The organism is Desulfobotulus sp. (assembly GCF_034006065.1).
GTDB lineage: Bacteria > Desulfobacterota > Desulfobacteria > Desulfobacterales > ASO4-4 > Desulfobotulus.
On record NZ_JAVETM010000035.1, the window covers coordinates 1 to 13,620 of the forward strand.

The 13,620-nt window shown below is 56.3% G+C and carries 16 protein-coding genes; all 16 read right to left on the bottom strand.

What is annotated here, in order from left to right:
- A partial coding sequence (locus RBR60_RS12380) for a hypothetical protein (protein ID WP_320357221.1) occupies positions 1–800 on the bottom strand: 800 nt, incomplete at its 3' end.
- Positions 801–829: 29 nt separating this feature from the next.
- Entirely contained in the window at positions 830–1,600 is a 771-nt protein-coding gene (locus RBR60_RS12385; protein WP_320357223.1) for a FliA/WhiG family RNA polymerase sigma factor, read from the bottom strand.
- A 114-nt stretch (positions 1,601–1,714) separates the two neighbouring features.
- Positions 1,715–2,608, bottom strand: coding sequence for a MinD/ParA family protein (locus tag RBR60_RS12390; RefSeq protein ID WP_320357225.1), 894 nt, complete (start codon positions 2,606–2,608; stop codon positions 1,715–1,717).
- A 34-nt stretch (positions 2,609–2,642) separates the two neighbouring features.
- Positions 2,643–3,881 (bottom strand): flagellar biosynthesis protein FlhF, encoded by a 1,239-nt coding sequence (gene flhF, locus RBR60_RS12395; RefSeq protein WP_320357227.1) that lies wholly within the window; start codon positions 3,879–3,881, stop codon positions 2,643–2,645.
- A gap of 1 nt (position 3,882) precedes the next feature.
- Positions 3,883–5,964 carry a flagellar biosynthesis protein FlhA gene (flhA, locus tag RBR60_RS12400; RefSeq protein ID WP_320357229.1) on the bottom strand — a complete coding sequence of 694 codons (2,082 nt, stop codon included), beginning with the start codon at positions 5,962–5,964 and terminating at the stop codon, positions 3,883–3,885.
- Between the two features lie 62 nt (positions 5,965–6,026).
- On the bottom strand, positions 6,027–7,091 hold the full coding sequence (gene flhB, locus RBR60_RS12405; RefSeq protein WP_320357231.1) for a flagellar biosynthesis protein FlhB: 1,065 nt from the start codon (positions 7,089–7,091) through the stop codon (positions 6,027–6,029).
- A gap of 9 nt (positions 7,092–7,100) precedes the next feature.
- The gene (gene fliR, locus RBR60_RS12410) at positions 7,101–7,889 is read right to left on the bottom strand and encodes a flagellar biosynthetic protein FliR (protein WP_320357233.1); all 789 of its coding nucleotides are present in this window, start codon (positions 7,887–7,889) and stop codon (positions 7,101–7,103) included.
- A gap of 6 nt (positions 7,890–7,895) precedes the next feature.
- A complete protein-coding gene (gene fliQ / locus RBR60_RS12415; protein ID WP_320357235.1) occupies positions 7,896–8,165 on the bottom strand; it encodes a flagellar biosynthesis protein FliQ in 270 nt (89 codons plus the stop codon).
- Between the two features lie 16 nt (positions 8,166–8,181).
- The gene (gene fliP / locus RBR60_RS12420; RefSeq protein ID WP_320357237.1) at positions 8,182–8,985 is read right to left on the bottom strand and encodes a flagellar type III secretion system pore protein FliP; all 804 of its coding nucleotides are present in this window, start codon (positions 8,983–8,985) and stop codon (positions 8,182–8,184) included.
- Positions 8,975–9,358 carry a flagellar biosynthetic protein FliO gene (gene fliO, locus RBR60_RS12425; protein ID WP_320357239.1) on the bottom strand — a complete coding sequence of 128 codons (384 nt, stop codon included), beginning with the start codon at positions 9,356–9,358 and terminating at the stop codon, positions 8,975–8,977. The genes fliP and fliO overlap by 11 nt, the downstream gene beginning before the upstream one ends.
- Positions 9,359–9,379: 21 nt before the next feature.
- Positions 9,380–9,703: a flagellar motor switch protein FliN gene (gene fliN, locus RBR60_RS12430; RefSeq protein WP_320357241.1), complete on the bottom strand. Its 324-nt coding sequence runs from the start codon at positions 9,701–9,703 to the stop codon at positions 9,380–9,382.
- 205 nt (positions 9,704–9,908) lie between these two features.
- Positions 9,909–10,889 (bottom strand): flagellar motor switch protein FliM, encoded by a 981-nt coding sequence (fliM, locus tag RBR60_RS12435; RefSeq protein WP_320357243.1) that lies wholly within the window; start codon positions 10,887–10,889, stop codon positions 9,909–9,911.
- A 21-nt stretch (positions 10,890–10,910) separates the two neighbouring features.
- Complete coding sequence (locus RBR60_RS12440; protein ID WP_320357246.1) at positions 10,911–11,453, bottom strand: flagellar basal body-associated FliL family protein; 543 nt, start codon at positions 11,451–11,453, stop codon at positions 10,911–10,913.
- A gap of 50 nt (positions 11,454–11,503) precedes the next feature.
- Positions 11,504–12,142, bottom strand: coding sequence for a flagellar motor protein MotB (locus tag RBR60_RS12445; RefSeq protein ID WP_320357247.1), 639 nt, complete (start codon positions 12,140–12,142; stop codon positions 11,504–11,506).
- Positions 12,136–12,819 (bottom strand): hypothetical protein, encoded by a 684-nt coding sequence (locus tag RBR60_RS12450; protein WP_320357249.1) that lies wholly within the window; start codon positions 12,817–12,819, stop codon positions 12,136–12,138. The genes RBR60_RS12445 and RBR60_RS12450 overlap by 7 nt, the downstream gene beginning before the upstream one ends.
- Positions 12,816–13,580, bottom strand: coding sequence for a flagellar motor protein (locus tag RBR60_RS12455; RefSeq protein ID WP_320357251.1), 765 nt, complete (start codon positions 13,578–13,580; stop codon positions 12,816–12,818). Before RBR60_RS12455 ends, RBR60_RS12450 begins: the two co-directional genes overlap by 4 nt.
- Positions 13,581–13,620: the final 40 nt, after the last annotated feature.

Genomic DNA, 13,620 nt, shown 5'->3' on the forward strand with positions numbered 1-13,620 from the left:
GATTCCGCAGCAGGCGGGGAAGGTGCTTTTTCAGGGGAAGAACCTGCACCGGAAAGCAGCGCCTCAATGTCATCCTGACTCAGAGTCTCGCTTTCAAAGGATTCCGCAGCAGGCGGGGAAGGCGCTCTTTTTGGAGAAAGATCTGCACCGGAAAGCAGGGCCTCAATGTCATCCTGGCTCAGGGTCTCGCTTTCAAAGGATTCCGCAGCAGGCGGGGAAGGCGCTTTTTTTGGAGAAAGATCTGCACCGGAAAGCAGGGCCTCAATGTCATCCTGACTCAGAGTCTCGCTTTCAAAGGATTCCGCAGCAGGCGGGGAAGAGGTTTTTTCCGAAGCCCTTTGCCCGGCTCCGGAACTCGTCAGTCCGGCATCCGCAAACAGGGCGTCAATGTCCGCCTGCCCCACCATACCGGAAGCAAAAACATCGCTTTGCTCTGGTTCAGCTCCCTGCCCCAGGGGTGCGGAAGAAGGCCCCCCCACCTCGGGCTGGGGAGGATCAAAATCTCCCCGCAAAAAGGCGTCGATATCTTCCTGGCTGACCGTGTCAAAGCCCGCTTCTTCGCGGCCCTTTTCCGCATCCGGAATCCCGGATGGGAAGCCTTGCCCTTCACCCGCCCCTTTTTCCCGAGAAGAGGACAGGCCTGATGAAGGCTTTTTCTCCGTCCCCGCACTAAGAATCGCATCAATCTCGTCCTGGGAGATGGTATTGAATCCCTCTTCCCCATCCATACCCCGGAGAAGATCATCAATATCATCCTGCCGGATCCCATCCCCATGGGATTTTCCGTTTTTTTCCGCCATGGCCCGCCCCTTTTTCACAGACTTGGGTCTCAGACATCCACTGTCATCCCCCGCAGCCGCGCACGCAGCTTCACCAGGGCTGCGGAATGAATCTGACAGATCCGGGATTCGGTGCGCTCCAGTACCTCACCGATTTCCTTTAAGGTGAGATCCTCAAAATAATAAAGCGACAGCACCATCTGCTCCTTTTCGGAAAGGGTGGCGATGATGCCCGCCAGCCGGGCTTTCAGCTCCTCTTCCGCCAGTTTTTCTTCGGGGTTGTCCGTACCGATGAGCTGATCCTGAAAGGTTTTACCCCCGCCATTCTCCCCTTCGGAATCCCGTATGCTGGCATCCAGATTAAGCAGGGCCGCACCATGGATTTCCGTCAGCACATCCTGGTAACTCTCCAGGGACAGATCCATGGCCTCGGCCACTTCAACGTCTTCCGCAGGTCGTCCCAGGGCCCTTTCCACGCTGAGTACAGCCTTTTCCACATCCTGGGCCTTCTTGCGCAGGGATCTGGAGTACCAGTCCATGCTGCGCAGTTCATCCAGAATGGCACCCTTGATGCGAAACTGGGCATAGGTTCGGAACCGCACATCCTTTTCCGGATCAAACTTGTCCACAGCATCCAGAAGCCCAAGACTTCCCGCACTCATCAGCTCATCCAGGGAAACAGACTGGGGTACGCGCATGGAAATACGCAGCGCCACACTGCGCACCAGGTCCGCATGGGCCACCACCAAGGCCTCCCGCTCCTGGGGGGAGAGGGGCTCTTTTGATACTGCTGCGTCCTTTGCAGGATCCTTCTGCGTCATATATGCTGCTCCGTTGCATGCGCTGCATGGGCCAGAAAGCCGGTCCAGAAGGCACGGAAAAAAGCCTGTATGCAAAGGCTGCGTGATGGGAACAGATCCGAAAGAAACAACAGATTACCCCGGCGACAGGGCCACAAAACGTTTCATGAACAGCTTGATATTGCCTTCGCCATCGTGACGTCGGGGGGATTTGAGAAGAACTTTGGCCAGATTCCGGATCTGCTTACTGCACTCGGCCTGGGGGTAGGCTGTGAGAACGGTTTTACGCTCCTGCACGGATTTCCGCAATAAAGGATCCTGGGACACATGCCCCGCATACTCCAGCACCACACCGTCCAGAAAACGACCCGCAGCCTGATTCAGGGTCAGAAAAACCTGTTTGGCTTCCTTCACACTGCTTACCATGTTTACCAGAAGTTTGAAATGCCTGGCCCCATGCTCCACGCTCATCACCTTCATCATGGCATAGGCGTCTGTGATGGAGGTGGGCTCCGCCGTGGCCACCAGCAGGCACTCATCCGCAGCCAGATTAAAATACAGCACATTCTTAGAAATCCCGGCCCCTGTGTCAACGAGCACCACATCCGCTGCAAGATCCAATGCCTCAAACTCTCCCAGAAGGGTCAGTTTCTGGCCTTCGGTGAGCTGGGTCAGCTCACTGGTTCCCGAGCCTGCGGGCAGAATCCGTATCCTTTCCGAAGGGCTCACCAGAACCTCTTCCAGGCTTTTCTCTCCGTTCAGCACATGACCGATGTGAAAGGGCGGACGGATGCCAAAAAGAATGTCCATATTGGCAAGCCCCAGATCCGCATCCACAATGAGTACCTCCTTGCCCATCTCCGCAAAGGCCCTTGCCAGGCTGGCCGTAAGGTTGGTCTTGCCCACCCCGCCCTTGCCGCTGGTCACCGCAATCACGCGGGGCTGCCCCTCGGAAGTCAGGGATGCCAGAGGCCTGCGCTGCACACCCTGCCCACTGATCATTTTTCGTAAACTCGTTGCCTGGTCCACCCTTTTCTCCCTTCTTTCTGCAGGCCAGAGGCCCTTACAAGGAACCTGTGGTTTCAAAAATCCGTTGTAAAAGGCCCTTTCGGGTCGCAGGATGAATGTCTTCGGGCACCCGTTGTCCGTCCGTCACATAAGACACGGGCAGGGGATACTCCGCCAGCTGGTCGAGAAGCCCCCCCCGCTTGCGGGTCTCATCCAGCTTGGTGAACACATAGGAACGCGGAGAAAGCCTTGCAAAGTTCTCCGCAGCCTCCTGCATGTTCTCCCGGCCCGTGGCAGCACTGAGCACCAGATGGGTGCTGATGGCCTGCCGCCCTCCCAGAAGTTCCGCAAGTTCTTCCATGCGTGCATAATCCAGGTGGGAAAGCCCCGCCGTATCAATGAGAATCACATCCCTGTTCTGCATCTGCCGCAGGGCTGTCTGCAGATCTTCCCGGTTAAAGGCGGGAAGGCAGGGCAGCCCCATGATGCCTGCGTAGGTCTTCAGCTGTTCCAGGGCGCCGATGCGATAGGAGTCCACGGAAATCAGCCCCACCCGTCTTTTTTGTTTCAGGCTGAGATCCGCAGCCAGCTTGGCGATGGTGGTGGTTTTACCCACCCCCGTGGGTCCGGCAAAGGCCGCCACACACCGCTGCCCCGCCACAGCCTCAAAGGGCTGCATGCCCTCAATGAGGGCCATCATTTCCACAAAAACCCGACGGGAAAGGGCTTCCTTCCCAGCGCCTGCGGACTGCGCCGCCTTTTCCATCAGCTGTTTGGCCCTTTTTTCCGTAAGACCCGTACGCACAAGCCGGGTATACAGGCCAAGACTTTCGGGCTGATGGGTGATGAATTCCGGAATGCCATCTCCCTGTTGCAGCAGAAAAAGCATATCCCGGATACTCACCAGCTCATGCTGCACCTGCTGCCAGCCCACCCCACCCGGCATACCCGGAGAAGGGACACTTGCCTTCACCGCATCCAGCACCGCCGCCACATCCGGTTCTTCCGGCAAAGACTCTTTGGGGGAAACCCCATTCTCCCTGGCCCTGATCCCAGGTCGGGCAGTCCCGGCTGCTGTGCGCAGACGTAAGTTCCGGATGGGAGCATCCTTTCTCACGGAAGGCTTTACCGCTTCATCCACCGTGGCCGTGACCTCAAAACCTCCGGCGTAAGGGTTCCTCGGATCCCGCGCAGCCTTACGCGTGGACAGAATCACCGCATCCGAACCCATCTCCGCCTTCACCTGCGCCAGGGCCTCCTGAATGGAAGACGCCCGAAACGTTTTTATGCTCATTTTACAGGGTCACCTTTCCAACGGCCTGAATGTTGACGTTCTGGACGATCTCCGCATGGGAGGTCACCGCAAGGGAGGGCAGCGCCTGCTCGAGAAGACGCCGAAGATGGCGTCGCAGGCTGGGGTTGCAGAGCAATACGGGTTGAATATTCTGATTCAGGGCCTTATCCATTTCCGCGCGTATGGCATCCATGAGCTGTTCGGCCATCCGGGGGTCCACGGCAAGGTAAGCGCCATGTTCCGTGTTCTGGATACTTTTGGTCAGGCTTTCCTCGACCTTGCGATCCAGGGTCAGGACAGGCAGGTTGCCGCCCGGCCCCATGTGGCCTGCCAGGATGGAGCGGGAAAGCTTCTGCCTCACATATTCCGTGAGAAGATCCGGGTCCTTGCTCATGCTTCCGTAATCCGCAAGCGTTTCCACGATGGTGAGCAGATCCCGGATGGACACCCGCTCCGCAAGAAGATTCTGAAGCACTTTCTGTACCATGCCAAGACTCATCACCGAAGGCACCAGTTCTTCCACAGCCTTGGGGCTGGTCTTGGCGAGGTTGTCCAGAAGGTGCTGCACCTCCTGCCTGCCCAGAAGCTCCGCCGCGTGGCTGCGGATGATCTCCGTAAGATGGGTGGCCACCACCGTGGAGTTGTCCACCACCGTATACCCGGAAAACTTGGCTTCTTCCTCCCGGTCTCCGGGAATCCAGATGGCGGGCAGGCCAAAGGCCGGTTCCGTGGTGGGAAATCCATCCATACGGCGGCTCACGTCTCCGGGATCCATGGCCAGCACATGGTTGACCATCAGCTCATACCGGGCCATTTCCACACCCTTGATGAGCATGCGGTATTCCGCAGGCCGGAGGTTCAGGTTGTCCCGGATATGGATGGGCGGAATCACAATGCCCATCTCAGAGGCAAACTGCCGCCGCATGGAACGGATACGACTGAGCAGGGTGCCATCCTGGGAAGTATCCACCAGGGGAATGAGTCCGTAGCCAACCTCAAGCTCCATGGCATCCAGGCTGAGCAGGTGCTCCACCTCTTCAGGTCCGGATGCGGGAGCTGCGGCTTCTTCCGCCGCAGCCGCTTCCTTTTCCGCCGCTTCTTCGGCTTTACCCCGGGTGAGAAGGTAGAGAGCTCCACCCAGGGCCAGCCCCAGACTCATGAAGGGAATCCCCGGAAGCCCCGGCACCAGACCCAGGGCAAAAACCAGGAGAGAGGCCACATAAATGGGCGTGGTTTTAGAAAAAATCAGTTTGGAAAAGGCCTGACCCAGGCGGTCTTCGTCTCCGCCCCTTGACACCAGAATGCCTGCGGCCGTGGAAATGATGAGCGCCGGAATCTGAGAAACCAGGCCATCGCCCACGGTGAGCAGGGTATAGTTGGTGGCCGCCCTTGCCACGGGCATGCCGTTTAACACACCAATGGTAAGCCCACCCACAATATTGATGCCCGTAATGATAATCCCTGCGATGGCGTCGCCTTTGACAAACTTGGAGGCACCGTCCATGGCCCCGTGGAATTCCGATTCCCTGGCTATGGTCTTGCGCCGCTCCCTGGCCTCCTTTTCATCAATGATCCCTGCATTGAGATCCGCATCAATGGCCATCTGCTTGCCCGGCATGGCGTCCAGGGTGAAGCGGGCGGCCACTTCCGCAATACGCCCCGCACCCTTGGTGATAACCATGAAGTTGATCAGTACAAGGATGACAAAGATGATCATCCCCACCACATAATCGCCCCCCACCACAAAATTACCAAAGGACTGAATCACAGCACCCGCAGCCTGGGGGCCCTCATTGCCCCGGAGCAGAATAAGCCGGGTGGAAGCCACGTTCAGGGCAAGCCGGAACAGGGTGAGCACAAGAAGCATGGTGGGAAAAACGGAAAACTCCAGGGAGCTTTTCGTGTACATGGTGGTGATAAGCACAATGATGGCAAGGGTGATGTTAAGGGCCAGAAAAAAATCCAGAAGAAAGGCGGGCACAGGCAGGAGCATGGCAAGGAGAATGCCCACCACGGCGAGGATCATCACCACATCCGAAGAATCCCGCTTCAGTCCCTGAAAAATACCCCCTGCCTCAGCCATGGCATGCCCCTGTTTTCGTCATGTATTTGACAGACACCGCCCGAATTCCGTCACTCCACCGATCAGTGCCTGCCCTTCAGCTTGTACACATAGGCCAGTACTTCGGCCACAGCCTGGTAGAGGTCACCGGGAATGGACTGGCCCACATCCACCATCTGAAACAAGTTCCGTGCCAGAGGCTTATTCTCCACAATGGGCACCCCGGCTTCCCGGGCCACGGCCTTGATGCGCTCGGCCATACTTCCCGCTCCTTTGGCCAGCACCTGGGGAGCCTGCATGTTCAGGGCATCGTATTTCAGGGCCACGGCAATGTGAGTGGGGTTGGTCACCACCACATCGGCCTTGGGCACATCCTGCATCATACGTTTCTTGGACGCCTCAAACTGCAGCTGGCGGATACGGCTTTTGATCTGGGGATCCCCCTCGGTCTGCTTACTCTCATCCTTGACCTCCTGTTTGGTCATTTTGATTTCCTGGTCAAAATTCCAACGCTGAAAAATCAGATCCAGAAGGGCCACAAAAACCATGGCCAGCAGCACCCACAGAAAAATCTTAAAGGAAAGCTTCACCATAAAAAGCAGAATGACAGCCACATCATGGTCATAAAGGCGCATCATGTTCGGGACATCCGCCTTCACCGCCCGCCAGGACACATAAAAAATAATGGTGATCTTCAGAATGCTTTTAAAAAACTCCATGAGACTTTTTTTAGAGAAAATACGACCCAATCCCTTGATAGGATCAATCTTGCTCGGCTTGGGCTCAATGGCTTTCCAGGCAATGACAAACCCCACCTGAAAGGCGTTGGACAGAAAAGCGGCAAGAAAAACCACAAGAAGCAAAGGGGCCAGCATCCAGAAACTCTGCCAGAAATAGGTTTTCATCCAGAACAGGGCCTGCTCCACATGCACTTCCGGAATCTTGGAAAAATGAAGGGAGCTGTACAGAACCCCGGTCATGCGCTGGTAAAGAAAACCGGACAAGGCATAGAGGGTGGTCACGCTGGCCAGAAGAACAAGGACCGAAGGCACCTCAACACTTTTGCCCACCTGCCCTTCTTCCCGGCTCTGCTGGCGCTTTTTCGGGGTCGCATCCTCGGTTTTTTCCTGTCCGCTGTCCTCCGGCATACCCGCCTCCTATCCGCTGCCGAACATTTGTAAAAGATAACGCAGAATCCCCGGAAAATCCTGGATATACACCCTGGAAAACCGCAGGATCACTTCAAAGGCGGCCCCGAAGAACACAAGGCCCATGGCAATCTTCACAGGAAAGGAGATGATGAGCACGTTCATCTGAGGCGCGAACTTGGCTGTGATGCCAAAGGCCATATCCACAAAAAGAAGGGCCACAATCACCGGCGCGCCGATCTTGATGCCTGTGACAAACATGGCGGCTGTCATGGACATGACCTGGTTGAAAAAAACCGGCGGCAGGGCAAAACCGCCGGGCGGTACCATATGAAAGCTCTCCACCAGGGCCAAAAGCAGAATGTAATGCCCGTCAAGAAGGATAAACAGGGTGAGTACGGTCCAGTAGCCCAGCTGTTCCATGACAGAAACCTGACTTCCGGACTGGGGATCCATGACATTGATCATGGAAAAACCCATCTGAAAACCAATGAGCAGCCCCGCCATCTGCACAGCTCCGAAAAAAAGACGCACCACAAGGGCAATGACAAGCCCCACAAAAAGCTCGGAAACCAGCAGCACCGGAGCCAGCAGCACCTGGTCCGGAAAGGCCTTGGGCGATGTGGCAACAGTGGAAAAAAGCACAAGGGAGATGGAAAGGGAAAGCCCGGCCTTAACCAGGGCTGGAAAGGAATTGCTGCCAAAAAAAGGGAAAAGGAACAGAATCACGGACACCCTTGTCAAAACAAGGAGAAAATGCCGCATTTCATCCGGGGCGAAAAGATTAAGAATTTCCATGGAAAATCAGCGGATGTACATGGGAATGTTTTCAATGACCCTCGCCGTATAGCTGGTCATTTTCTCCAGCATCCAGGGCGCAAAAAAAAGAAGGGCCAGAAACACCGCTATGATTTTCGGCACAAAGGAAAGGGTCATCTCCTGGATGGAAGTCACGGCCTGAAAAATACTGACAATCAGCCCCACCCCAAGCCCCACCAGCAGAAGCGGCGCGCCGATGAGAAGGGTCAGCCACACCGCTTCCTGACCAAAGCTCACAACAAATTCGGGCGTCATGGAACTCCTCCTTTCCTTAAGGAATGGCAAAGCTTCGGATCAGGGAGCCTGCAATGAGGTGCCAGCCATCCACAAGAACAAAGAGCATGAGCTTGAAAGGCAGGGAAATCATGACCGGCGGCAGCATCATCATCCCCATGGCAAGCAGCACGCTGGCCACCACCATGTCAATGATGAGAAAGGGCACATAAATCACAAAACCAATGATAAAAGCCGTTTTCAGCTCCGAAATCACAAAGGCGGGAATGAGGTGCAAAAGATTGACGCTTTCCCGGTTTTCCGGTTTTTCCGCCTTGGCCACCTTGATGAAAAGGGCCAGATCCTTTTCGCGGGTATTAACCAGCATGAAATCCCTGAGAGGCTTCTGGGCATTTTCAAAAGCCTCCTGATAGGTAATTTTGTCTTCCAGGTAAGGGTCAAGGGCTTTTTCATAGACCTCTGTCCACACGGGCTTCATGATGAAAAAGGTCATAAAGAGGGAAAGTCCGATTACCACCTGATTGGGCGGGCTGGTCTGGATGCCGATGGCCTGACGCAGAAAATGAAAGACCACCACAATGCGGGTAAAGGAGGTCATGAGCACCAGAATGGCAGGAGCCAGGGTCAGGATGGTGAGAAGCGCCAGCACCTCCAGGGCCACGGCCACATCCTGAGCGCTTGTGGCCTCTTCCACGCCGATGCGGATGGAAGGGATGGGAAAGGTCACGGCCTGGGCCAGGAGGGGAAAAAACAGGCCTCCCAGAAAAAAAATCAGAAACATCCCCAGCCTTCTGCCAGGCCTTCTGCCTTTTTCCTTCAACGCCCCTTCTTCAGCGCCCATGCCCGGCCTCCGGAGCTTCCCCAGCCTTTTCTTTTTTCCCCAGAGCCCCTCTCAGAAAAGCGCCAAAACCCGGCTCCGGGGCCGGGATCTCCTTCTCCTCCCCCGGAAACTCCGCAAGGGTCCGGATGGAAGCAGAGGTTACCCCCAGAAGCAACTCCCTGTCCCGAACCGCCACCAGCACCACCCTTTCCTTTGTTCCCACCTGCAGAACATCCAGCATGCGCATCCGACCCGATACGCCCCGCCCACCTCCCATGCGGCGCATGAGGTACAAGGTCAAAAGCAAAAGGCCCAGAACAAGAATCAGAGCGCCTCCTCCTTTGAGTACCAGCATTCCCAAGTCCGGAGCCCCTGCTCCCAGGCCCTGTTCCATAATCTTCTCCTTACAATCCCATCAGGCCAGGGTCCGCACCCGCTCCATGGGGCTGATGATATCCGTCAGACGAACCCCGAATTTTTCATTCACCACCACCACTTCTCCACGGGCCACCAGCTTGCGGTTGATATAAATTTCAAGGGGTTCGCCCGCAAGCTTGTTCAGCTCCACAATGGAGCCCTGTCCCAGCTGAAGAAGGTCATTGACCAGCATCCGACTGCGGCCCAGCTCCACGGAAAGCTCAAGGGGAATATCCAGTATAAAAGCAAGATCCCTTTCCGCAATATCCACGGAAGCCTCTTCATTTTCAACGCCCTGATCCTCCGGCTTTCTCTCCGCCATCACACCCCCCAGACCTCTTCAGGTAAAAACAAAAGTAACCATTCAGCAGAGCCCTCCTGACTTTGACAGCTTTTTAAAATCACTGGAAAAAGCCAATGGGCAAGGTACCTTTTATTGCTTTCTTCCCTCACCCCTGGCCCTCCGGGAGAGGGGAAAATTTGTTGAATAGTTACAAACAAAGATCGGTTTTGTCTCTTTTTGTCGTTTACTGCAAAAGCGTGAGCTTCTCCGTAACACGGAAAGCCTGGAATCCACGCTGTACACCGGCAAAGCCCTTCATCTTGGCAATGCCTTCTATATAAGCCGTCAGAGGATGTTCCGCATCCTGGTCCAGGGGAATCACATCCCCCGGCTTCATGGTGATGAGCTGCTCCCCTGTGATTTCCGCCCGGCCCAATTCCACGGAAACCACCACATCCGACTCCACAATGATCTCCTTAAGACGCCGCTGCCAGGTGTAATCCACATCTTCCGTTTCCGCCTGAAAGCCTGATGCCAGCTTATGGCGCAGAGGCTCAATCATGGCATAGGGCTGACAGAGCACAAGCTTTCCTGCGGACTGCTCCAGCTCCACCTCAAAACGCGTCACAATGACAAGATCCGTGGGTAGAACAATGGTGGCAAACTGGGGGTTCACCTCACTGCGCACCAGGGTGGTCTGAATGGGCTCCACCGGCGCCCAGGAATTTTTCAGGTCTTCCAGGCAGGAAAGCACCACCTTGCGTATCATCACCTCTTCAATGGTGGTGAACTCCCGGCCTTCCACCTTGGCTTTACCCGTGCCCTTGCCACCAAAAAAGGTGTCTATGAGGTTGAAAACCAGCTGGCTTTCCAGAACCAGAAGGGCATGACCACGCAAAGGATCCATGCGGAACACATGGAGGCTGGTCGGTACGGGAAGGGAACGGCCGAATTCGGAAAACTTGAGAGTGTCGAGGGATTCAGAACTGATATCCACGTTGGTGTGCAGCAGCATGGAAAGGCTTGAGCGCACCTCCCGCGCAAAACGCTCATTGATTACCTCAAAGGTGGGCATGCGCCCACGGATCACCTTATCCTGACTGGAGAAATCATATTGGCCGATGCCCTCCGCATCCACGGGCGCATCCTTTTCCGCCTCCACCTTACCGGAACTTAAGCCTTCTAAAAGGCTGTCCACCTCTTCCTGGGTCAGGATTTCACTCATGGCCTGTCAGCGCTCCCCTTTTCATATGGGCCAAAGGATCATATAGTCCGTAATATACAGGGCCCTGACATGGGATGCCCCGCCAACACCGCTCACGATCGTTGTGAGATCATACTTCAGCCGCAGTTTTCCCGCCACACTTTCCCAGTCTTCCGCCTTTCCCTTTTCCACATGGCTGCGAATCGCCCGGGTAATGGCTTCCCGCTGACGAAGCAGCGCCACCATGGTGTCCGGTCCTTCGGCGGCAAGGATGGCAATCCCTAAGCGCAGAGGAAGCCGGATCTCCCCTTCCACACGCACAGGAATTTCCATTACCGGCAACTGCCAGAGCCCTGGAATGCGATCCGGACTTTCCGGCATGGCAATTTCCACCACAGGTTCGGGCTCCTTTTTTCCGGCAAAAAGAAAAAATGCAAGCATCGTGCCCACAACAAGAACGCCCACAAAAACCAAAAGGAGCAGAACCCAGCGGGGGGGCCGCTTCATTTTCAGACCCTGGCCCTCTTTCCGGCCGGAACCTGTCTTTTTTTTCGTTTCAGGCGTCTGATCTGTTTTTTTGGCCATGAAAACCGCCTTCCTTCATCCATGCCCTTTTCCCACGGGCAGGTCCACGCCTACCGCACATCCCCTTCTTCCAGAATCACAAACCCCACCCGCCGGTTCCAGGCCCGCTGCCGACTGTCTCCTTCCCCGTAAAGAAGGGGAAAGGCGCTGTCCACGGCAAGGCCCAGGTCATGGGCAGGCAGGCCTTGGGCGTGCACGAGGTAGTGCCGCACCGCCAACGCCCTTTCCAGAGCCAGAGCCCGTGCAGCCTCCCCTGCCATGCCGCCGTCCGGGTATCCCTGCACCAGCACCCGTCTTTTGAGGGGCCGGAGCACATCGGCCATGGCCCCGAGAAAAGGCCCTGCATCCGGCCTCAGCCGGAAACTTTCTGCGTCAAAAAGGCCATCGGATTCCAGATAGATGCGCACCCCTTCCCCATGGGTATCCAAGGACCAGGCCCCAGCAGGCAGATGCGCCATCTTCCGCCGCAGGTGCAGGCTCAGGGAACCTGCCAGACGGCCCTCATCCCGGTCTTCCACCATCTCATCCCGCACAAAAAAGGAAAAGGCCGCCCGCAGTCTTTCCGCATCCAGGGCGCTCATGGCAAAAAGAAGAACAAAAAAAGTGATCAGCAGTAAAAGAAGATCTGCAAAGGTATCCATCCAGCCCGTATCCGGGGACTTCTGCGGCCCCTTTGCCTTTCTTACCATGCCCCCTCCGAAAAAATCCGGAAGATGAAATCCCTGAACAACAGACTGCCTCCGGAATCCGATGCCGCACCTGGAAAAACCAGAACCACGCGATCGTTGCGCGCATCCCGTCCAAGGCCATAGGCAGATTCCGGCACAAGATCCCCGAAACCCCAGGCCGTCACGTCAGAACCGAGGGCTTCGGCCAGGGTCAGGGCCCGCAGCAGGGAAAGGCGCAACGCAGCCGCCTCATCCCGTGCGGCACTCCGCGCCAGATGCACCATCACACGCCCGCCTGGGCCAAAAGAGACCAGAAGAGGTTTCAGGCTTTCCACAAGCCGCCTGCCTTCTCCGGACAGGGTTGCAGCATTTTCCGGAAAAAGGCCTCCCAGGGGCAGACGGATCCACAGCGCCCCTCCCGCATCCACGGCCACAGCGCCTTCGGGGCCCCACCGTGAAACCAGGTCCGTCAATTCCATAACGCCCCTGTCATGAAAACGATGCCGCCACACGCCGGGGCTGGCTGCGCCCATTTCCGGTAAAGCGCCAAAACCTGTACGCACCGAATGCTGCACCCGGTCCCTGCGCTGGGGGTCGGGCTTTGAGAGGGTATTCAGAAAAACAAAAAAAGCCAGAAGAATGAGAAAGAGCGTCACCCAGAGTACCCGGTTAAAAAAAAGGACGCCCCTTTTCTTCATGCCTTTTTCCTTAAACCAGGTGGCCGCAGCCCATGGGCCCGCATGCGCCATTCCAGAACCCTGGGATTTTCTCCCCTGGCCAGGGAAATCACCCCATCCAGAACCATTTCCCGTTCCCGGGCTTCCTGGCGATCCAGGGCGCGGAGCTTACCCGCCAGGGGCAGAAAGACCAGGTTGGCCAAAAGGGCACCGTAAAAGGTGGTGAGAAGGGCCACGGCCATGCCTGGCCCGATGGCGTCCGGGTCATGGAGATTCTGGAGCATCTGAATCAGCCCAATGAGCGTACCCACCATACCCAGGGCTGGGGCATATCCCCCCATGGTGGCAAAAACTTCCGCTCCGGACTCATGGCGCTCTCCCGCAGACTCCAGATCCGTTTCCAGGATCTCCCGGATGAGATTGGCATCCAGGCCATCCACGGCCAGCTGCAGGCCCTTTTTCAAAAAAGGATCTTCCGTGTCTGCGGCAATGCGCTCAAGGCTTAAAATCCCCTCCTTACGGGCCTGGGTCGCCAGGGCCACCAGGGCGGCAATGCGCACTTCTCCCTGAAAGGGCGGGGGAAAAAGGGTTTTCAGTACAGACCGGAACAAAGGAAAGATATCCCTTGCAGGATAATGAATCAGGGTCGCTCCCAGTGTTCCACCCACCACGATGAGAAAGGCCTCAAAATTGAAAAAAAACAAGAGGCCGCCTCCCATGAAAACAGCAAGCCCCACAAGGCCAAAGGCCGAAACAATACCCAGAATCGTCGCAATATCCATGCATACACCCATGAAGGTTGCCGATGACCACGAAAAAAAT